The 20930-nt window shown below is 66.5% G+C and carries 18 protein-coding genes and 2 pseudogenes; 1 reads left to right on the top strand and 19 read right to left on the bottom strand.

Translation table 11 applies throughout. The features are described 5' to 3' along the window. From VJ811_RS06340 to VJ811_RS06265, 16 genes and pseudogenes are all read right to left on the bottom strand, one after another. Nucleotides 1-398: pseudogene (locus VJ811_RS06340) on the bottom strand (D-alanine--D-alanine ligase); the annotation flags it as partial. Further along, nucleotides 395-1294 (bottom strand): UDP-N-acetylmuramate dehydrogenase, encoded by a 900-nt coding sequence (murB, locus tag VJ811_RS06335; RefSeq protein ID WP_324071416.1) that lies wholly within the window; start codon nt 1292-1294, stop codon nt 395-397. The gene murB and the pseudogene VJ811_RS06340, both read right to left, overlap by 4 nt. A gap of 127 nt (nt 1295-1421) precedes the next feature. Next, nucleotides 1422-2855, bottom strand: a complete 1434-nt coding sequence (gene murC / locus VJ811_RS06330; RefSeq protein ID WP_324071418.1) for a UDP-N-acetylmuramate--L-alanine ligase — start codon at nt 2853-2855, stop codon at nt 1422-1424. Next, nucleotides 2855-4039, bottom strand: coding sequence for an undecaprenyldiphospho-muramoylpentapeptide beta-N-acetylglucosaminyltransferase (gene murG / locus VJ811_RS06325; RefSeq protein ID WP_324071415.1), 1185 nt, complete (start codon nt 4037-4039; stop codon nt 2855-2857). Before murG ends, murC begins: the two co-directional genes overlap by 1 nt. Then, entirely contained in the window at nt 4036-5271 is a 1236-nt protein-coding gene (locus VJ811_RS06320; protein WP_037517622.1) for an FtsW/RodA/SpoVE family cell cycle protein, read from the bottom strand. Before VJ811_RS06320 ends, murG begins: the two co-directional genes overlap by 4 nt. Then, complete coding sequence (murD, locus tag VJ811_RS06315; protein ID WP_324071414.1) at nt 5268-6572, bottom strand: UDP-N-acetylmuramoyl-L-alanine--D-glutamate ligase; 1305 nt, start codon at nt 6570-6572, stop codon at nt 5268-5270. Before murD ends, VJ811_RS06320 begins: the two co-directional genes overlap by 4 nt. Then, the gene (gene mraY / locus VJ811_RS06310) at nt 6569-7639 is read right to left on the bottom strand and encodes a phospho-N-acetylmuramoyl-pentapeptide-transferase (protein WP_324071413.1); all 1071 of its coding nucleotides are present in this window, start codon (nt 7637-7639) and stop codon (nt 6569-6571) included. The genes murD and mraY overlap by 4 nt, the downstream gene beginning before the upstream one ends. Then, nucleotides 7639-9015 carry a UDP-N-acetylmuramoyl-tripeptide--D-alanyl-D-alanine ligase gene (locus VJ811_RS06305; protein WP_324071412.1) on the bottom strand — a complete coding sequence of 459 codons (1377 nt, stop codon included), beginning with the start codon at nt 9013-9015 and terminating at the stop codon, nt 7639-7641. The genes mraY and VJ811_RS06305 overlap by 1 nt, the downstream gene beginning before the upstream one ends. Next, nucleotides 9012-10451: a UDP-N-acetylmuramoyl-L-alanyl-D-glutamate--2,6-diaminopimelate ligase gene (locus tag VJ811_RS06300; protein WP_324071411.1), complete on the bottom strand. Its 1440-nt coding sequence runs from the start codon at nt 10449-10451 to the stop codon at nt 9012-9014. Before VJ811_RS06300 ends, VJ811_RS06305 begins: the two co-directional genes overlap by 4 nt. Then, nucleotides 10451-12139 (bottom strand): penicillin-binding protein 2, encoded by a 1689-nt coding sequence (locus VJ811_RS06295; protein ID WP_324071410.1) that lies wholly within the window; start codon nt 12137-12139, stop codon nt 10451-10453. Before VJ811_RS06295 ends, VJ811_RS06300 begins: the two co-directional genes overlap by 1 nt. Then, complete coding sequence (locus VJ811_RS06290) at nt 12136-12750, bottom strand: hypothetical protein (RefSeq protein ID WP_324071409.1); 615 nt, start codon at nt 12748-12750, stop codon at nt 12136-12138. The genes VJ811_RS06295 and VJ811_RS06290 overlap by 4 nt, the downstream gene beginning before the upstream one ends. Beyond that, nucleotides 12744-13715, bottom strand: coding sequence for a 16S rRNA (cytosine(1402)-N(4))-methyltransferase RsmH (gene rsmH / locus VJ811_RS06285; RefSeq protein ID WP_324071408.1), 972 nt, complete (start codon nt 13713-13715; stop codon nt 12744-12746). Before rsmH ends, VJ811_RS06290 begins: the two co-directional genes overlap by 7 nt. Then, a complete protein-coding gene (locus tag VJ811_RS06280) occupies nt 13712-14212 on the bottom strand; it encodes a division/cell wall cluster transcriptional repressor MraZ (RefSeq protein WP_324071407.1) in 501 nt (166 codons plus the stop codon). Before VJ811_RS06280 ends, rsmH begins: the two co-directional genes overlap by 4 nt. 277 nt (nt 14213-14489) lie before the next feature. Continuing rightward, the gene (locus tag VJ811_RS06275; RefSeq protein ID WP_324071406.1) at nt 14490-15629 is read right to left on the bottom strand and encodes a hypothetical protein; all 1140 of its coding nucleotides are present in this window, start codon (nt 15627-15629) and stop codon (nt 14490-14492) included. Between the two features lie 20 nt (nt 15630-15649). Then, nucleotides 15650-16045: a hypothetical protein gene (locus tag VJ811_RS06270; protein WP_324071405.1), complete on the bottom strand. Its 396-nt coding sequence runs from the start codon at nt 16043-16045 to the stop codon at nt 15650-15652. Next, nucleotides 16042-17031 (bottom strand): cysteine synthase A, encoded by a 990-nt coding sequence (locus VJ811_RS06265; RefSeq protein WP_324071404.1) that lies wholly within the window; start codon nt 17029-17031, stop codon nt 16042-16044. The genes VJ811_RS06270 and VJ811_RS06265 overlap by 4 nt, the downstream gene beginning before the upstream one ends. Nucleotides 17032-17225: 194 nt before the next feature. Here VJ811_RS06265 and VJ811_RS06260 point away from each other — a divergent pair, with 194 nt between their 5' ends. Beyond that, entirely contained in the window at nt 17226-19352 is a 2127-nt protein-coding gene (locus VJ811_RS06260) for a TonB-dependent receptor (RefSeq protein ID WP_324071403.1), read from the top strand. Between the two features lie 61 nt (nt 19353-19413). Here VJ811_RS06260 and VJ811_RS06255 read toward each other — a convergent pair whose 3' ends face one another. From VJ811_RS06255 to VJ811_RS06245, 3 genes and pseudogenes are all read right to left on the bottom strand, one after another. Further along, a complete protein-coding gene (locus tag VJ811_RS06255; protein WP_324071402.1) occupies nt 19414-19953 on the bottom strand; it encodes a hypothetical protein in 540 nt (179 codons plus the stop codon). A gap of 15 nt (nt 19954-19968) precedes the next feature. After that, on the bottom strand, nt 19969-20709 hold the full coding sequence (gene fabG / locus VJ811_RS06250; RefSeq protein ID WP_324071401.1) for a 3-oxoacyl-[acyl-carrier-protein] reductase: 741 nt from the start codon (nt 20707-20709) through the stop codon (nt 19969-19971). Nucleotides 20710-20734: 25 nt separating this feature from the next. Further along, nucleotides 20735-20930 (bottom strand): annotated as a pseudogene (locus VJ811_RS06245) (malonyl CoA-acyl carrier protein transacylase); the annotation flags it as partial.

Here is a 20930-nt window from a genome sequence, read left to right as displayed (position 1 = left end):
CGCGGCAAGGGGTCGACTGAAAACAGGCTTTCGCTGTCGACCATCGTCCCCGTCGGCATCGGAATACCATGCGGCACCAGCGCCTGCTTCGTCAATTCCTTGTCGATCGCGATCACCGAGGTGACGAGCCCGCTGTGCGTATATTTGAGGCCCATCAGGTCGAGCATGCCCTGCACGGTGCCATCCTCACCCGGAACGCCGTGGAGCGCATTGAACACGACGTCGGGCTTCGCCTCGGCGAGCCGCAGCGCCACGTCGCGGTCCATGTCGATGCGCGTGACCTTGTGGCCGCGGCTTTCAAGCGCGTCGGCGACACCGTTGCCGCTCATCAGCGACACTTCGCGTTCGGCCGACCAGCCGCCCATCAGGACGGCGACATGCCACGGACCCCGGCTCACTTCGCCACTCCCACGCGCTGAATCTCCCATTGCAGTTCGATGCCGCTCTTGTCCTTCACGCGGCGGCGGACTTCCTCGCCGAGTGCTTCGATATCGGCGCTTGTCGCGTCGCCGGTGTTGATCAGGAAATTGGTGTGCTTCTCGCTGACCTGCGCGCCGCCGACGGCGAAGCCGCGACAGCCGGCCTCGTCGACGAGTTGCCACGCCTTGTGGCCATCGGGGTTCTTGAAGGTCGAGCCGCCGGTCTTCGAGCGCAGCGGCTGCGAGGCCTCGCGGCTTGCCGAAATGCGGTCCATTTCGGTCTGGATCGCCGCAGGATCACCGAGCTGGCCGCGGAAGGCCGCGCCGATGACGACCGCGCCCTCGGGCAGTTCGCTGTGGCGATAGGTGTAGCCAAGATCGGCGAGCGGCAGCGTTTTGCGTTCGCCCGAGCGCAGCACGACGTCGCAGTCGATGAGGATGTCCTTGACCTCGGCCCCATAGGCGCCGCCGTTCATGCGCACGAAGCCGCCGACGGTGCCCGGAATCGAGCGCAGGAATTCGAGCCCTGCGATCCCCGCGTCGCGCGCGGTCGAGGAGACGAGGATGCCCGAAGCGCCGCCGCCGCAGCGGAGCGTTACCGTATCGACAGCTTCGACCTTGGCGAACGCCTTGCCGAGCCGGACGACGACGCCCGGGAAACCGCCGTCGCGGACGATCAGGTTCGACCCAAGACCGAGCGCCATCACCGGCACCCCGGGATCGAGATCGCGCAGAAAGTCGCCGAGGTCGTCGGCATCCTTGGGCTCGAACAGCCAGTCGGCGGGACCGCCCGACTTGAACCAGACAAGCGGCGCGAGCGGCGCGCCCGCAGTCAATTTGCCGCGCACGGCGGGAAGGGTTTCGGCGACGCTCACCGCACCCCCCTTTCCCCGTTCGTGTCGAGCGAAGTCGAGACACCCCAAAGGCTGGAACGAACGATGGGCATCTCGACTTCGCTCGATGCGAACGGACATTGGAGGGCGGCAACGAGGCTGCTACTTTTCATCGCGCGCCCTCCACCGCGGCCGCAAGGCCGGCCGCCATCTTGGTGATGTCGCCCGCGCCGAGGCAGATGATCTTGTCGCCTGCGCCGAGATCGCCCGCGGCGATGCTTGCCGCGATGGCGGAGGCCAGCGCAGCGGCGTCGGCGACGACATTCGCCTGCCGGTGACCGCGGTCGCGCAGCCCTTCGACCAGCGCATCCGAGGATACGCCGTCGATCGGGCTTTCGCCCGCCGCATAGACAGGCAGCGCGAGCACGATGTCGGCGTCGTTAAACGCCTGCTGGAAATCGTCCATATGGTCGCGCAGGCGCGTGAAGCGGTGCGGCTGGACGACGCCGACGACGCGGCCCGCGCCGACACCCTCGCGCGCGGCCGACAGGACCGCGCGGATTTCGACCGGGTGGTGGGCGTAATCGTCGATCACGGTGACGACGCCGTCACCCGCCGCAATCTCTCCGACCTTGGTGAAGCGGCGCTTGACGCCGGCGAAGCCATTGAAGCCCGACACGATCTTGTCGTCCGACACGCCCATATGCAGCGCGACGGCGATTGCCGCGAGCGCGTTCTGGACATTGTGGCGGCCCGACATCGGCAAATGAATGCCCTCGATCGTCCGGCTGTTGCCGTCACGGTCGCGCACGACGACGTCGAAGCGGTTGCCGTCGGGTCCGGGCGTCACATTGGTGCCGCGCACGTCCGCCTGGGCCGAGAAACCATAGGTGATGATACGCCGGTCGCGGATGCGCGGGATGATCGCCTGCACCTCGGGATGGTCGAGGCAGAGCATCGCGGCGCCATAGAAGGGCACGTTCTCGATAAACTCGACAAAGGCGTCCTTGATCGCGTCGAAGCTGCCATAATGGTCGAGATGTTCGGGATCGATGTTGGTGACGACCGCGATCGTGCCGTCGAGACGCAGGAAGCTGCCGTCGCTCTCGTCGGCCTCGACCACCATCCAGTCGCTGGCGCCGAGGCGCGCGTTCGAGCCATAATTGTTGATGATGCCGCCGTTGATCACGGTCGGGTCGATCCCGCCCGCGTCGAGCAAGGCGGCCACGAGGCTGGTGGTCGTCGTCTTGCCGTGCGTCCCGGCGATGGCGACGGTCGATTTCAAACGCATCAGTTCGGCGAGCATTTCGGCGCGGCGGACGAGCGGGATGCGGCCCGCGAGCGCGGCCTCGACCTCGGGATTGCCGCGCTTGACCGCGGTCGAGGTGACGACGACCTGGGCGCCGTCGACGTTCGACGCTTCGTGGCCGATCGCGACCTTGATGCCCTTTTTGCGGAGGCCTTCGACAACATAGGATTCGGCGATGTCGCTGCCCTGCACCTGATAGCCGAGGTTGTGCATCACCTCGGCAATGCCCGACATGCCGATGCCGCCGATGCCGATGAAGTGGATGGTGCCGATGTCGGTCGCGACGCCGCGCATCATTTATCTCCCGTGCGGGCGGAGGCCATGCCGCTTGCGGCCGTGCGCTGGCCCGAGGACGCACCGACGCGGATCACGTCCATCATCGGCGGCGCGGCGAGCGATTCGACAAGGTCGGCAAGATCGCGTGTGGCATCGGGTAAGCCGCAGCTCGCCGCACGCTCGGCGGCCGCTTCGAGCGCGCCGGGTTCGAGTGCCATGCGCTGGATATGTTTCGCGACTTCGGCGGGTGTGAAATCGGGCTGCGCGAACGAGATCGCCCCGCCCGCTTCGACGAGATCGACGACATTATAGGTCTGATGATCGTCCATCGCGTGCGGATAGGGAACGAAGATCGCCGGGCGACCCGCGCAGGCGAGCTCGGCGACGGTCGAGGCACCCGCGCGCGCGATCACCATATGCGCCCAGCGCAGCCGTTCGGGGAAATCCTTGATGTAGGAAGCGCATTCGGCGGCAACGTCCAGTTCGGCATATTTGGCGCGCACCGCTTCGATATCGTCCTCGCGGCACTGCTGGACGACCTGCAGCCGGTCGAGCAGCGCGCGCGGCAGCATCGCGATCGCAGCGGGCACGACCTCGCTAAGCACCGTCGCGCCCAAACTTCCCCCGACCACGAGCAGGCGGAAGATGCCGTCCTCGGGCAGCGGCGGGAAACCGTCGTCGCGGATCGCGACGATCTCGTCGCGCACCGGATTGCCGGTGATGTGCTTCTTCATCTCATGCCCGGCGGGAAAGCGCTGGATATTATGATAGGCGACCGCGACCGCATCGACGCGCGGCGCCATCATCCGGTTGACGCGGCCGAGCACGGCATTTTGTTCGTGAAGCACACGCGGCCGCTTCATCGCGCCCGCGGCGAGCAGGCTCGGAAGCGAGGGATAGCCGCCGAAACCGACGACGACGGCGGGGTCGAACTCGCGGATCAGGTCGATCGCTTGTGCGCGGCCCTTGCGGATCGCGAGCGCCGCTTTTAGCCAGCCGACGGGTCCACCCGATACGCGGCCGGCGGGAAGGACGTGCGTTTCCATCTCGGCGGGGGCGCCCGGGATCTTCAAACCGCGGTCGTCGCTGACCAGCGCGACGCGGTGCCCGCGCGAAATCAGCTCGCCAGCGAGGGCGTAGGCGGGCAGCATATGGCCTCCCGTCCCGCCGGCGGCGAGAAGGAAGTGGCGAGTTGCGCTCATTTCTTGTTCCAGTTTCGGGTCATCGACACCCGTGCCGCATAGGGGTTTCGCCGGGTCAGCGACAAGAGCAAACCCATGCCGATCGACAAAGCGATGAACGACGAGCCGCCATAGCTGATGAAGGGCAAGGTCATCCCCTTCGACGGGAAGATTTGCGTGTTCACCGCCATGTTGATCACCGCCTGTCCGCCGAACTGCGCAATCAGGCCCGCAACCGCGAGGATCAGGAAGCTGTCTTCCTCATCGAGCAAGCGCACCAGGACGCGCACGATGATCGCGAGATAGAGGACGGCAATCGCGATGCACGCGATCATCCCGAATTCCTCGCCGATGACCGAGAAGATATAGTCGGTGTGCGCTTCGGGCAGCTGGAACTTCGCGAGTCCTGCGCCGGGGCCGGTGCCGATGAGGCCGCCAGCGGTCAGCGTCGCATGCGCCTTGTCGACCTGAAAGCTGTCACCCTCGGCGAACAGCCAGATGTTGATGCGCTGCTGTGCGACCGGGTAGAAGAAATAGGCGAGCACGAGTCCGACGACCCCGGCTCCCGCCAAACCGGCAAGAATGCGCATCGACAGCCCCGCGACCATCACCAATACGAGCCAGGTCGCGACGAAGATCACCGTCTGCCCCAGATCGGGTTGCCCCATCAGCAGCAGCGCGATGACGCCGGTGAGCGCGAGCGCCAGTGGCACGACCGGCAGGCTCTGGTCGTGCAGCCGCAACGACAACACCCACGCGAGCGACACCGCGAAGAAGGGTTTGAGGAATTCCGAGGGCTGAAGGCGGAATACCCCGCTGCCGATCCAGCGCTGCGCGCCGTTCACCGACGTGCCGACCAGCGGCACGAGGAAGAGGAGGACGAGGAAGGCGATGGTGCCATAAATGGCGAAGCGCCGCGCCTGCGGCTTGGGCAGCATCGATACCATCAGCATCACCGGCACGCCCACGATCACCCACATCAGCTGGCGATAGAAATAATAGAGCGGGTCGAGCGACGCGGTAGAGGTAGAAAGTTTCTGCGCCGCAACGGGCGACGCGGCGGCCACGGCGACCAGCCCGACCGCGACGAGGATCGACACGAGCAGCAGCAGCACGCGGTCGATTTCCCAGAACCACAAGCCCAGCGGCGTGCGGTCGGCACGGCTGAGGCGCGGGCCGCGGCGCTTCGTGGTGCGCGTGGCGGCGATCACTGGCCGTTCGGTCGCGCTCTCCATATTGTCCCCCCCGCTCATGCCCCGAGCGCCTGAACGGCGGCGCGAAACGCATCGCCGCGTTGTTCATAATCGGTGAACTGGTCGAACGACGCGCACGCCGGCGACAGCAGCACGATATCGCCGGGCTTCGCCGCCGCTGCGGCTTGTTTTACGGCCGTCGCCACGTCGCCCGACCGTTCGACCGGAATCGCATCGCCGATCTCGGCCGCGAACGGCTCCATCGCCTCGCCGATCAGATAGGCGCGTTTGACGTGGCCGAACCAGGGGCGGCACGCCGCGAGGCCATCGCCTTTGGCCTTGCCCCCCGCGATCCAGTGCAAACGCTGGTCCGGCGCCGGCGGGAAAGCCGCCAGCGCCGGTGCAGCGGAAGCCGCGTTGGTAGCCTTGCTGTCGTTGAACCAGCTGACCCCCCCGACTTCGCCGACCAATTCCATGCGATGCGGCAGCGACTTGTACGTCGCCAGCCCCCGCTCGATCTGTTCGTCGTTCAGCCCCAGCACGCGGCACACGGCGATCGCGCACACCGCATTCTGGGCATTGTGCGGCCCCTGCAATGCGGGCCAGCGCGCCTGATCGACCGGGTCGACATCCTTTGCCGACACGCGGTGGAGGCGGTGATTGATACGGCTCGCGATCATCTTCGACGGATCATCGTCGATCGCGACGATCGCGACCTGACCCTGGTGCTGGAGCGAGAACAGCCGCGCCTTCGACGCGGTATAACCCGTGAAGCCGTCGTAGCGGTCGAGGTGATCGGGGCTGAGGTTGGTAAGCACAGCAATGTCGCAGGCGAGGCTGTGCGAAAGGTCGATCTGATAGCTCGAAAGCTCGAGCACATAGACGCCCCCTTCGGGGAGCGGATCGCGCGACAGGATCGGCAGGCCGATATTGCCCCCCATCAGCGACGGCACCCCGGCGCTTTCGAGCATATGCTGAATCAGCGCGGTGACGGTCGATTTGCCGTTGGTGCCGGTGATGCCGACGACCTTGTGCGCGGGCAGCTCGTCACGCGCCTCGGCAAATAGTTCGATGTCGCCGATCACCGGCACATGCGCTTCGCGTGCGTGCGCGGTGATCGGATGACGGTTCAATGGCACGCCGGGCGACACGACGACGCCCGCAAAGCCGATCAGGTCGATCTCGAGCGGATTGCCGATATCGGCGCCGAGCGCCATCGCATCGTCGCGCGCTTCCTCGCGGTCGTCCCATGCGGTGACGCCCGCGCCGCTGGCGACGAGCGCCTCGACGGTCGCGAGGCCCGAGCGCGCCAGCCCCAGCACCGCATAGCGGCGGCCGGCAAAGGCGCGCGAGGTGATCACCGGAGTTTCAAGGTCGCGAGCCCGGCGAGCGCGAGGACGATCGAGACGATCCAGAAACGGATGACGACGGTGGATTCGGGCCAGCCCAATTGCTCGAAATGATGGTGGATCGGCGCCATGCGGAAGACGCGCTTGCCGGTGCGCTTGTACCAGAAGACCTGAATGATCACCGACAGCGCCTCGACCACGAACAGCCCGCCGACGAGGACGAGGACGAGTTCATGCTGCGCCGTGACCGCGATCGTCGCGAGCGCGCCGCCGAGCGCGAGGCTGCCGGTATCGCCCATGAACACCGCCGCGGGCGGCGCGTTGAACCACAGGAAGGCGAGGCACGCGCCGATGATCGCGGCGGCGAACACCGCGAGCTCGCCCGCGCCGGGGACGTGCGGAATGCCGAGATAGCCCGCGAACTTCACATTGCCCGACAGATAGACGATGACGAGGAAGGTCAGGCTGGCGATGATCACGGGGAAGGTCGCGAGGCCGTCGAGCCCGTCGGTCAGGTTCACCGCATTGCCGAAACCGACGATCAATATCATCGCAAAGACATAATAAAGCGGGCCGAGCGGGATAACGACGCCGCTGAAGAAGGGCAGATACAGGTCGGTGCCGGTACGCGAGACGATCAGCAGCACCGCGACGCCCGCGATGAAGAATTCGATGAGCAGGCGCACGCGCCCCGGAATTCCGCGGTGGCTGGCCTTGGTGACCTTGTCGAGATCGTCGAGGAAACCGACCGCGGCGAACCCGCCGGTCACGAAAATACAAGCCCAGACGAAGCGATTGGAGAGGTCCATCCACAGCAAGGCCGAGATCATCAGCGAGATCAGAATCATCAGCCCGCCCATCGTCGGCGTGCCCTTTTTGGCGAGGTGGCTCTGCGGGCCGTCCTCGCGGATCGGCTGCCCCTTGCCCTGCCGCATCCGCAACATCAGGATAAAGCGCGGGCCGATCCACAATCCGATGATCAGCGCGGTCGCGACTGCGGCCCCCGAGCGGAAGCTCAGGTAGCGAATGAGGTTGAGAGCCCCCGGAAAGCCAAGCCATTCCGCCAGCCAGTATAACATCAATAATCCCCGTTGGTCAGCGCCGTCACGACATGCGACAGCCCGACGCTGTTCGACCCCTTGACCAGCACGGCGTCGCCCGGACGGATCAGATCCTTCAGCCGCCCTACCGCGGCCGAGTGGGCGGGCACATGCTCGAAATCGATGCGTCCCTCAAGCGCTTTGGCGAGCGGCGCCATCTCTTCGCCGACAAGCAGGGCGAATTGCACCCCCGCCGCGACGAGCGGAGCCGCGAGATCGGCGTGATACGCCTCCCCGCCCGGCCCCAGTTCCTTCATCGCGCCCAGAATCGCGACCTTGCGGTCGGCGGATTCGGTCGCAAGCTGGCCGATCGTGGCCGCCATCGAAGCCGGGTTCGCATTATAGCTTTCGTCGATGACGAGAATGTGCCCGCCGGGCACCGCGACGCGGTGGCGCGCGCCGCGACCGACCAGCCCGCCCATTTCGGCGAAAGCCAAGCCCGCGGCGGGAAGGTCGCCGCCGACCGCTTTGACCGCCGCGAGCACGGCGAGCGAGTTCGACACCCAATGCGCGCCGGCCTGCGCGATCGTGAAACAGAGAAGCGAATCCTGGACCTGCGCGGTGACGAGCGAACCGCCCCGCCCGTCGGATAGCCAGTCGACCGCGCGCACATCGGCGCCGGCGCCAAGGCCGAAGCTGACGATGTGCGCGGCGTGCTGTTCCGCCTTGGCGCGCAGCCCTTCATAATGCGGGCTGTCGAACGGGACGATCGCGGTGCCGCCGGGTTCGAGTCCTTCGAAAATCTCGCCCTTCGCGTCGGCGATCGCCTCTTCGCTGCCGAAATATTCCATATGCGCCGGGGCGATGGTGGTCACGATCGCGACGTGCGGGCGCACCATGCGCGTCAGTTCGGCAAGCTCGCCCGCGTGGTTCATCCCCATTTCGAACACACCGAAATCGGCGGTCGAGGGCATGCGCGCGAGGCTCAATGGCACGCCGACATGATTGTTATAGCTTTTGACCGAGCGATGCGCCTTGCCGGGGCGGAAGCGGTCGAGCGCGGCGAACAGCGCTTCTTTCGTGCCCGTCTTACCCGCCGAGCCGGTGACGCCGATAATGCGGCCATGGCTGCGCGCGCGCGATGCGGCGCCCAGCGCATTGAGAGCGGCCGCGCTGTCGGCAACGCGGACGTGCGGGTGGTCGATTTCATTTTCGCAGACAATGCCGGCGGCGCCGGCGACAATCGCCTTGTCGATGAACTTGTGGCCGTCGGTCGCCTCGCCTTTCATCGCGACGAAGAGGTCGCCCTTCGTCACTTCGCGCGAGTCGAAGGCGACACCCTGCACGGTGAAGTCGGCGCTCGCCTCACCCCCGGTGGCGGTTGCAATCGCGCGCGCGGTCCAGAGCGGGTTCATGCCGCCTCCTCGCGCGCGACGGTCACATCGTCGAAGGGGATGACGCGCACCGCGTCGCCGCGGCCGACGATCTGGCCCTGTTCGTGCCCCTTGCCCGCGATACAGATGATGTCGTCGGCGCGCGCTTCGGCGATCGCGGCGGCGACCGCGGCGCGGCGGTCGCCGATGATCTGCGCAGCGGGCGCAGCGGCGGCGATTGCATCCCGAATGACGGCGGGATCTTCGCCGCGCGGATTGTCGTCGGTGATGATCAGCACATCGGCCTTGGCCGCGGCGACCTTGCCCATCCCGGGGCGCTTCGCCTGGTCGCGGTCGCCGCCGGCACCGAAAACGAGGATCAGGCGGCCGGTTGCGTGCGGGCGCAGCGCGTCGAGCGCGGCTTCGATCGCATCGGGGGTATGCGCATAATCGACATAGACAGGTGCGCCGGTCCTGGTGATCGCCGCGCGTTCGAGGCGGCCGCGCACCGGCTGCAGCCGCGCGAGATTGCCGAGCGTCTGCGCCGCGTCGCCGCCGGTCGCGATGACGAGCCCGGCCGACACGAGCGCGTTCGCGACCTGATAGGCGCCGATCAGCGGCAGGTCGACCTTTTGCGTGAGGCCGCCCGCCGTGATGACGAGCGCCTGGCCGAGCTGGGTCGGCTCGCGCGAGACAAGGCGGAGCGTTTCGCCCTTGGTGCCGACGGTCAGCAGGCCGAGACCGCGTGCCTTCACCACGTCGATCACCGGCGCCGAATATTCGTCGTCGGCCCAGATCACCGCCGCGCCGCCGGGCGCGACGACTTCGGAGAAAAGCCGCAGCTTGGCGGCGAGATAAGCCTCCATCGTGCCGTGATAGTCGAGATGATCGTGACTGAGATTGGTGAATGCGGCCGCCTTCACCGGCAGACCTTCGGTGCGATACTGGTCGAGACCATGGCTCGACGCCTCGAAGGCGGCGTGGGTGATGCCTTCGGCGGCGAGACCCGACATGTTCGAGAGAAAAGTGACGATGTCGGGGGTCGTCAGCCCGGTCGAGGCACTGTCCTGCGAGGTCGTGATGCCGAGCGTGCCGATCGATGCGGCGTTGAACCCGGCCATCCGCCACAGCTGCCGCGTCATCTCGACGGTCGAGGTCTTGCCGTTCGTGCCCGTCACCGCAACACAGGTCGCGGGAAAGCGGTGGAAAAAGCGCGCGGCGATATGCGCAAACGCGCGGCGCGGTTTGGCGTCGGCGATATGCACCGCTCCCTCGACCCGCGCTTCGGGGCGCGCGACGATCGCGACGGCGCCCGCTTCGATCGCGGCGTCAATGAAATCCTCGCCGTTGAAATTTTCACCGACGAAGGCGCCAAAGATCGTGCCCGGCGCGACCTTGCGATGGTCGATCGCGAGTCCCGTAACGACGGGATCGCTGCCCTCCAGCGCCTGATCTTCGAGCAGCGCGGCGAGACGCATCAGTGCGTTTCCTCGTTTCTCCGCAGCAAGGGGATGAGTTCGGAGACATCGACGTCGCGGCTTTCGTCGGGGAAGACCCCCAGCATCGGCCCCGCGCGGGTCACGACCTTGCGCACCACGGGCGCTGCGGTCCAGCCGGCAGTGCGCTGGCCCGAACTATACGCGTTGCCCTTCGGCTCGTCGATCATCACGATCACCACATAGCGCGGATTGTCCATCGGGAAAGCCGCCGAGAAGGTCGAGACGAGCGAATGGCGGCGATAGCCGCCCGCGCCGGGTTTTTCCGCCGAACCGGTCTTGCCCCCGACGCGGAAGCCCGGCGCGTTCGCCTGCTTGCCGGTGCCGTCCGAGACGATGAGGCGAAGGAGCTGACGCATCCGCGCGCTGGTCGCCGCCTTGAACACGCGGCGCCCCTGCGGCGGCGCCTTGTCGCCGAGCTTTATCAGCCTCGCGGGCCGATAGATGCCGCCGTTGACGAGCGCGGCATAGGCGCTCGCGAGATGCATCGGGGTCACCGCGATACCGTGGCCATAGCTGGTCGTCATCGTGGTCACGCGGCCCCAGTCCTTCGGCCACAGCGGGAAAGCCCGTTCCTTGAGGTCGATCTGCGGGCGCTTGTCGAAATCGAGGTTGCGGAAGAGCCGCTCCAGATTCTCGCGCCCGAGTTCATCGGCGATACGCGCGGTGGCGATGTTCGAGCTTTCGATCAGCGTCTCTGGCACATTGTACCAGCGGCCGGGGTGGCTGTCGCGGATGCGGAAACCGGCGATCGGCAGCGGCGCCGACGCATCGTAACGGCGCGCCATGCTGGTGATCGTGCCATCGTCGATCGCGGCACCGATCGACAGCGGCTTGAAGGTCGACCCAAGCTCATAGAGATTATAGGTCACGGCGTTGCGGCGCGTCGCCGGGTCGCTACCGGTCAGCTTGTTCGGGTTGAAGGTCGGCAGCGAGGTCATCGCCGCGACTTCGCCGGTGTGGACATCGAGGATGATCCCCGCGCCGCCGATCGCCTCGAGGTTCGCGACCGCCGAGCTCAGCTCGCTTTCGAGCACCCCCTGAACGCGTGCGTCGATCGACAGCGCGAGCGGTTGCCCGCGCGTCGCCTTGTCGATCAGCCGCTGATCGAAGGCGCCTTCGACGCCGGTGACGCCGTGCCCCTCGGCGTTGGTGAAGCCGAGCACATGTGCCGCCAGCGTCAACTGCGGATAGAGACGTTCCTTTTCGCGCGGGAAGTCGAAGCCGACATCGCCGATCGCGTTCACCGCCGCGACCTGATCGGGCAGCGCGCGGCGACGGATATAGGTCGGGCGCGACCCGCTGACCTTGGCGAGCAGTTCCTCGCGCGGCATATCAGGGAAAATCTTGTGCAGCTCGTCGGCGAGATATTGCCGGTTGTTGAGCAGCTTCGCCGGGACGACGCGGATCGAATAGCCGTCGATCGTGCGCGCGAGCGGCACCCCGTTGCGGTCGACGATATCGGCGCGCGCCGGAACGAAGGCGGCCGCCGCATTGGCGCTCGACGAGGTATCGAACAGCGCGAAATAGAGGAGACGCACCGACACAACGAAAAATGCCGCCATGAACAGCAGCATCAGGATCATCAAACGCTGTTGTGCGGTCAGCAATATCTGCTGCCGCACCCCGGCGGTTCGGACCCGCGTTGGACGGACGACGAGGGTGTTCATCGGCCGGACTTGCCTCCTGCCGCTTCGGCCGCCGCCGCGCGCTTGAGGTCGGCGAGCGTCGATTCGGCGAGCAACTGGTCCTCGATCATCTTCAATTGTTCGCGGCGGCGCGTCGGCGCCATCCGCGGCGTCACGTCGCTGCGGATCGCGGTGTCGGCCTGTGCGAGGACCACCGGCTTGGCGGCGGCGGGCTTCGCGGCCGCGGGCTTGCTGGCGACCGGGTTTTCCTTCGGCGCGCTAACAGCAGGCGTACCAACGGGCGACACCATCGCCATCAACACCGGCGCGACCTCGTTCGTGCCGCGCGCGCGCGGCAGGCGGTCGAGCGACGCAAGCTGGCGCTCGTTCGCCAGATACTGCCCCGCATCGGGCGCCGAATAACCGAAGGTGTCCGCATTCCATTGTTCGAGCTGGCGCATCGACGCACGTACCGCGAGTTCGGATTCGAGGTAGCGGATGTTGTCGCGCGTCCGGTCGATCTGCTTTTCGATGCGCGTGAGCTCGCTGCGCGTCGCCGCGACTTTCAGCGACACGGGATAGAGCATCATCGCGAAGATGAGCACGAGCAGAACCAGGCCGATTCCCTGGAGCTTGCGGGCCGCCATCAGCATGACATCGCCTCCTTCATCGTCGAATGCGCCGGAGCCGAGGTTCGGACCGCACTGCGCAGTGTTGCCGAACGGGCGCGCGGGTTGCGTGCCTCTTCGGCCTTGCCCGGCCGCACCTTGCGCGCCGGGGTTTCGAAAGTTGCGGCCCGCGCCAGAGGGGTTGGCGCGGGCCGGTGGCGCGAACCCGCGGCATCGCCTCCGCTCCGTTCGCGCAGGAAATTCTTCACGATGCGGTCCTCAGTGCTGTGAAAGCTGACCACCGCGAGCCGGCCGCCGGGACGCAGCAACCGTTCGGCGGCGTTGAGGCCCGCCATCAGCTCGTCGAGCTCGCCGTTCACATGGATGCGGATCGCCTGAAAGCTCTTGGTCGAGGGATCCTTGGGCGCGCCCGGCGGGTGGCGCAGCGCCTTGCGGATCACGGCCGCAAGCTCGCCCGTGCGGGTGAGCGGGCGCGCGGCCACGATCGCCCGCGCAACGCGGCGCGACTGGCGTTCGTCGCCATAATGGAAGAGCACGTCGGCGATTTCGGTTTCGTCGGCGCTGTTCAGCCAGTCGGCGGCGCTTTCGCCCTCCTGCGCCATGCGCATGTCGAGCGGGCCGTCCTTCTGGAACGAAAAGCCGCGCTCGCCCTGGTCGAGTTGCATCGACGATACGCCAATGTCGAAGGTAATGCCGTCGACCGCCTCGATCCCGCGCTCGGCGAGCAGCCGGTCGATCTCGCCGAAGCGGCCGTGGATCAGCGTCAGCTTGCCGCCGGCCTCTTCGACCAGCGCCTGCCCTGCAGCAATCGCATCGGGATCGCGGTCGCAGGCGATGACGTCGGCGCCCGCGGCGAGCATCGCGCGGGTGTAGCCGCCGGCACCGAAGGTCGCGTCGACGTGACGCTCACCCGGGGCGATGGCGAGTGCGGCGAGGACTTCTTCACGGAGGACCGGATCGTGGCGGGGATCGCGCGGAAGGTCGGTCACTTGCGCCCCTTCCCTTTGGTCGCGTCCCACGACGCCGCGAGGCGCCGCAGCACCGGGTCCGCCTCGGCACATTCGGCCAAGGTCGGCAGCCACCAGATTTCGAGACGACGGCCCGAGCCCACAAAAGCCGTCGCGCCGGCATCGCCGACGCGGTCGCGGTGGATAAAGCTGGGAAGGAAGCGGCCGCTGTCGTCGAGCGTATAGGGCTCGGTGTAGCTGAAGCGCTTCTTGAACTCGGCATCCTCGTCGAAGTCGAGGTTGCGCAGCCGCGCGGTTTCGCGGTCGCGCTCGATCTCGCCATTCAGCCGGTCATACTGGTCCTGGCCATAAGCGACAAGGCAGGGCAGTTTTTCGTGGAAGCCGACCCAAAGCACGCGCTGGCCGTCCGCAATGAGGGGCACATTGTTGCGGAACTGCGAGGGGACGGCGATCCGTCCCTTGCCATCGATCGCGGCGAAGCTGGTGCCCGCATACTGGCCGGGCGTCACAATCGCCATCGCTCTGCCCCCCGTATTCGCGCCACCGGGCAAAACTTTCCCGTCCCCGGAATCGCAAGATTCCAGTTGGTTCGGCACGGGTGGAGAATGCCCCTCTCCGATTCCGTGAGTATCAACTATAGATCGGGGTGAAAAGGGGTAATTTAGGGTGAAATAGGGAATCTAACCCCATTTGCCGCAAAAAGCTCTCCGAATTGGGTAAATACCGGTCCCACAGCGCACAGCGGCACCGCGAGACATGCTTCGATCGGGGTAAAAGGGGGCGGATACGCCCGACTCAGGCGGTGCGGGCGCGAATCCAGAGTGGATGCAACAAGCCGTTTCCGGCACCGCGCCACAGGCGGGCCGAAAGCCATTCCATCGTATCGGCCTGTCGAAGGTGCGTGGCGCCCGGAACGGGTGGCTGCCAGAGCGGCGCGAAGAGCAGATCGGCATCGCCGATCAACCAGACCTCGCCCTGCCCTATCCGGCATTGCGCAACGCGGCGATCGGCATAGGCGCGGCATTGCGGCGGCAGGCGATCGAAGCGCCCCGCGCTGAACAGGCGAAGGCGCGCGCCGTCGACATCGACCGGCAGCGCCTGGCTCGCCCCGACGGGAGCAGCGGCCAGCGTCACCGCCCAATGGTCGAGCAGCGGAGTGAGCAAGCTGGTAATCGGCGCGTTGCGCGGATCGCCAAGCGGATGGCGCGCCGGCCAGCCCGACAGCGCGTCGGCCAGCACGACCGCACGACCGCCGCCACGCACGAACGCGTCGATCGCGACCAGTTCCTGCGGCGCCAGCGCGCGTGGGTGCGCGAGCAACAGCGTTCCGCCCGCCGGCGGCACATGATCGGCGAGACTGTCGACCAGCGACACCGGTCCCGTCGCCGTCAGCCGCGCGAGCGCCGGATCGTCGTTTGCCCCCTCGGCAATCATCGCCGCGATGCTCGGGCTTGCCGACCAGCGCAGCGGCAGGCCGGTGAGCATGGTGACCGCAGGGGCGCCCGCCGAAGCCGATGCGGGCCGATAGAGGATCCCGAGCAGCGCGTGCCCCGCCCCGAACCAGCCGATCATAAGCAGAAACCCGGCGAGCCACGGCAGCAATTGGGGCCGGCTTCGCCATTGGATGATCCGGTCCGCCAGCCAAGCCGCGAGGGTTCCCGCGACGATCGTCAGGAGAAGCTGCAACCACGCCGCCGATCCGGCAAGGACGACGCCGAGCAAAGCCTGCGTTGACACCACAAGCGCGAGGGTGAGAAGGCAGGCGCGCCGCCGCACTGCGATGGGCTCGCCGCGCTGCCACCAGGCCAAAAGCAGCATCGGCGGCACGAGCAGCGGGACCGCAAGTGCGGGGTCGATGCGACCGAGCAGCGCCTGCCCGCCCGCGACCCACGCCAGCGCGACGATCGTGGCGGCAATGATAAAAGCGCGCAGCATGGGCCGGCGCGACGCCGCCGTCACTGGTTCGACTGGCGCGCGCGCTGGAGTGCGGGATCGGGTTCGAGGTCGGGCACGGTCGACGATGGGGCGGCCTGCGGCACCTTTACCGGCGTCGCGGCATTTTCATCCTTCGACGAGGGCGACACCGCCTGGACGCCAAGTTCCTCGAGCGGCGCGCCGCTGGTTTTCTCTTCCTCTCCCGGCATCTTGACTTCGGCGGCAGCCGTCATGTCTCCGCCCGCGCTTTGCCGGGCGCGATCGCCGATCAATCCGGCCATGCCGACGAGCAGCAACACCGTGAGCACCCCGGCGATCCCGATCTGCAAGCGGCGCATCGTGTCGTTGACGGGCGCGGTGGCGGGCGGCGGGGGCGCCTCTTTGGGCGACGAGGGAATTTCGATCCGCACGCTCATGACGCTGCCTCCTTTGGCGTCTCCAGTCCTTTGCTCGCCAGCCATTCGGGGTTGTAGAGCGTCGAGAGATAGCGAAACCCGCTGTCGCAGAGGATGGTTGCAATCCGCTTGCCCGGACCCAGCTGCCGCGCCAGCGCCATCGCCCCGGCGACGTTGATCCCCGACGACAGGCCGAGGCACAGCCCCTCCTCGTCGAGCAGTTGGCGGACCACCGCGAGCCCCTCGGCATCCGAAATGCGGAACTGCGTATCGATCGGCGCCCCGTCGAGGTTCGCGGTGATGCGGTTCTGACCGATCCCCTCGGCGACGCTATTGCCTTCGGCGCGAAGCTCGCCGCATTGATAGTAATTATAAAGCCCGGCGCCGTGCGGATCGGTGAGCGCGATGACGATGTCGGAATTATGCGCCTTCAACCCGAGCCCGGTTCCCGCGATCGTGCCGCCAGTCCCCGCGGCGCAGGTGAAGCCGTCGATGCGGCCGTCCATCTGCTCCCAAATCTCTTCGGCGGTGCCGAAGATGTGCGACTTGCGGTTGGCGATATTGTCGAACTGGTTGGCCCAGATCGCATTGTCGGTTTCCTCGGCGATGCGGCGCGAGGTGTGGACGAAATGGCCGGGGTTGGCGAAGGGCGCGGGCGGAACGAGCACCAGCTCGGCACCCAAGGCGCGAATCGTCGCCATTTTCTCGGCGCTCTGATTGTCGGGCATGACGATGATCGTCTTGTATCCGAGCGCATTGCCGACGAGCGCGAGCCCGATGCCGGTGTTGCCCGCGGTCCCCTCGACGATCGTACCGCCGGGGCGCAGGCTGCCGTTCGCTTCGGCATCGCGGACGATATAGAGCGCGGCGCGGTCCTTCACCGATCCGCCGGGGTTGGCATATTCGCACTTGCCCCAGATTTCGCAGCCGGTGGCTTCGCTCGGCCCCTTAAGCAGCACCAGCGGGGTGTTGCCGATGAGGTCGAGGCTGTTTGCAGCAATAGTCATGCGCATGATCTAGGGCGCCGCCCGCAGCCCCGCAAGACAGCTTCGCTTGCGCTGCCAATGTTCGGCCTTTGTCGACCAACGGGCATCGAGGTCCGACGAACGACAGCCATGAGCCACGTCAAGGGTTGTGATTGTAACAGTATATCATTACTGGGTGCGCCGACAGGTCGCCATAACAACAGGACTCTCCCCTTATGCGTTTGCTTTGCTCCGCCGGTTTCACCTTTGCCCTCTTCCTCGCCGCGCCCGCCTTTGCGCAGGACCGCGCCGCCGCGGGCAGCGACGACGATGTGCACACCGGCGAGCCGATCGTCGTCACGGCGCCCTATGTCCGCAGCCTCGACATTCTCGGCAATGTGTCGGTGCTCGAAGGCGACGAACTAGCGCGCGACATTCGCGGGCAGATCGGTGACACACTCACACGGCAACCGGGCGTATCGGCCACAAGCTTCTCGCCCGGCGCCTCGCGCCCCGTCCTGCGCGGTTTTTCGGGCGAGCGCGTGCGCGTGCTGACCGACGGCATCGGGTCGATCGACGCATCGAACACCTCCGCCGACCATGCGGTCACCATCGACCCGCTGACCGTCGAGCGCATCGAAATCCTGCGCGGCCCCGCGGTGCTGCTGTTCGGCAGCCAGGCGATCGGCGGCGCGGTCAATATGTTCGACCGTCGCATTCCCCGCAAAGTCCCCGCCGACCATGTCCATATCGACGCGATCGGCGGCTATGCGACCGCCGCCAACGACCGCAATATCGGCAGCTCGATCGACGTCGCGCTGAGCCCGCAGATCGTCGCGCATCTCGACGGCAGCTGGCGCAAGACGGGCGACACGCGCACCGGCGGCTTCGTCTATGCCCCCGATATTCGCGGCGACCTGCTCCACCTCGCCGAACATGAAGTCGAAGAAGGCCATCTCGACGAAGCGGCCGAACTGACCGCGCAGGCGGGCAAGCGCGGCAAGATCGACAACACGCAAAGCGAGACCTGGACCGCGGGCGGCGGCATCTCGCTGATCAACGACGGCGGGCAGCTCGGCATTTCGATCGGCTATTTCGACACCAATTATGGCGTGCCCGATCGGCCGAACACCGCGCATGATCATGGCGGCGAGGAAGAAGAGGGTGGCCATGAGCATGGCGAAGGCCCGGTCACCATCGGCATGAAGCAATGGCGCGCCGACCTGCGCGGCGAGGTCGAGCTCGGCGACGGCTTCTTCGACAAGCTGCGCATCCGCGCGGGCTTTGCCGATTACAAGCACACCGAATATGAGGGCGACGAAGTCGGCACCGTCTTCACCAACCAGGGCGTCGAAGGCCGAATTGAGCTGGCGCAGAACGACCGCGGCGGCTGGCGCGGCGCGAGCGGCGTGCAATACAGCCACCGAGACTTCAATGCGGTCGGCGAAGAGGCGTTCGTGCCGCGCAACCTGACCGACCAGTTCGCGCTCTTCACGCTGCAGGAATATACGATGGGTCCGCTCGGGCTCGAGGCCGCGGCGCGGTATGAAAAGACCAATGTGCGCGCGCAGACGCTGGGCTTCGACCGCAGCTTCGACAGCTTCTCGGGCGCGCTCGGCGCGACCTATGATGTGTTCGAAGGTGCGAAATTCGGCGTCTCGGTATCGCGCGCGGTGCGGGCGCCATCGGCCGAGGAGCTGCTGTCGAACGGTCCGCACATCGCGACGCAGAGCTTCGAACTCGGCAACCCGAATTTGAAGCGCGAATCGAACTGGGGCGCCGAAGCCTCGTTCAAGATCAAAACCGACGCCTTCAACCTCAGCCTGACCGGCTATTCGAACTGGTTCGACAATTTCATCTATTCGGCCGCGACCGGCGCCGAAGAGGATGAGCTGCCCGTCTTCCAATATTTCCAGCGCGACGCGCGCGTCTATGGCTTCGAGACCGAGGCCAGCGCTCGGCTGGCGCAGATTGGCGGGTTCAACATCGTCGGCGACGTCACCGCCGACATGACGCGCGCGAAGATCAAGAATGCCGGCCTCGACCGCAACGTGCCGCGCATTCCGGCGCTGCGCGTGCTGGGCGGGCTCGAAGCGCAGGGTGAACGCGTCGATGCGCGCGTCGAGGTCGAATGGACCGACGACCAGACCCGCGTCGCACAGTTCGAGACGCCGACCGACGGCTTCACTTTGGTCAACGCCTCGCTCAGCTGGCGCCCGCTTCCCGATACCAAGAATCTGACGCTGAGCCTGTCGGCGAACAATATCTTTGACGTCGAAGCGCGCCGTCATGCCAGCTTCACCAAGGATTATGTGCCACTGGCCGGACGCGATTTCCGGCTGACAGCCCGGGCGAGCTTCTAACCCCTCTCTCCGCTCGTCCCGAGGGCCGGGTCCGGTTCAGCCGGATCCGGCCCGTTCGGGTTCAGAAGGCGAGTTGCTTGCGCTTGTTCCAGTAGATCGAGGTCGCGGCGGCATAGGCGCCGACCTTTTCCCACGCCGCGCCGTCGACTTTTTCGATATCGACGCCGCTTTCGATATAGGCTTGGACGATCTTCATGATCTGATCCTCGGTCATGTCGCCCGACAGATCGGGGTTCGCGCCGCCGGGACCGAAATCGAGCGCCTTGTCGACGATCACACTCGCCAGGCCAAGTTTTGCGATGTCGCCCATCAGCCATTCGCGCGAAATGCGCGCGAGGCTGTAGTCCAAATAAACGGCCTTTTGTTCGGCGGCGATGCCATGGCGCGTAACGCAATCGTCGGTGACCGCGCCAAGCTGTTTGAACAGCGCCTCGCGCGATGCTTCGTCGCCGCCACCGGCCATCGCGGCGCCGATCGCGTCCCTGGTGCCGCTGGGAACCGAGGTGACGACGCAATCGAACTTCTCGCCCTCCTGCGCCCGAACGGCCCCCGGCAGCATCGCCAAGGCAAGCGCAACGCCCGTCGTCAGACCCCTATGCATCGACGAATCCTTCCGTCAGGACAGCATGGCCATCCCGCCGTTCACATGCAACGTCTGCCCGGTGACATAGCCCGCTTCCTTCGACGCCAGATAGACGACCGCGGCAGCGATATCGTCGCCAGCACCCATCCGGCCCGCGGGGATGCGCTGGTTGAGCGCTTCCTTCTGCGCATCGGGCAGGTCGTCGGTCATCGCGGTGGCGATAAAGCCCGGCGCGACGCAGTTCGCGGTCACACCGCGGCTCGCAAGTTCCTGCGCCAGCGCCTTGGTCATGCCGGTGACGCCCGCCTTCGACGCGGCATAATTGGCCTGCCCGGGGTTGCCCGTCGCGCCGACGACGCTCGTGATCGAGATGATGCGCCCGAAACGCGCCTTCATCATCGGCTTGGCCGCGGCGCGCGCGAGACGGAAATTGGCCTCGAGGTTGATGCGGATGACGTCCATCCACTCGTCGTCCTTCATCCGCATGATGAGGTTGTCGCGCGTGACGCCGGCATTGTTGACGAGGATATCGAGCTGCCCGAGCGCCTCGACCGCCGAAGGGACGAGCGCGTCGACCGCGGCTCCATCGCCAAGGTTGCACGGCAGCGCGACATGATCGCCGCCAAGCGTATCGCGAAAGGCGTTCAGCTTGTCGGCATTGGAGCCCGACACCGCAAGCCGCGCGCCCTGCGCCGCGAGCGCCTGCGCGATGGCCGAGCCGATACCGCCCGAAGCGCCGGTGACGAGGGCGGTCATGCCGGTGAGATCGAACATCTGAATTTCTCCTGAAATCTTTTGATTAGAGCGTCTTGAGCAGGGCTTCGATGTCGTCCATCGAAATGACGCTGACCGTCTCGACTTCGCCCGATGCGCTGCGTTTCACCATCGGCGAGAGGACTTTGCCGCCGAATTCGACGAAATGCGTCACGCCAATATCTTCCATCGCGCCGACGCTTTCGCGCCAGCGGACGCGGCCGGTGACCTGCTGGACGAGC

Origin of the sequence: Sphingopyxis sp. (assembly GCF_035250425.1) — a bacterium.
GTDB lineage: Bacteria > Pseudomonadota > Alphaproteobacteria > Sphingomonadales > Sphingomonadaceae > Sphingopyxis.
Note: the sequence above shows the minus strand (reverse complement) of the source record. Positions and strands in the feature narration are given on the sequence as shown.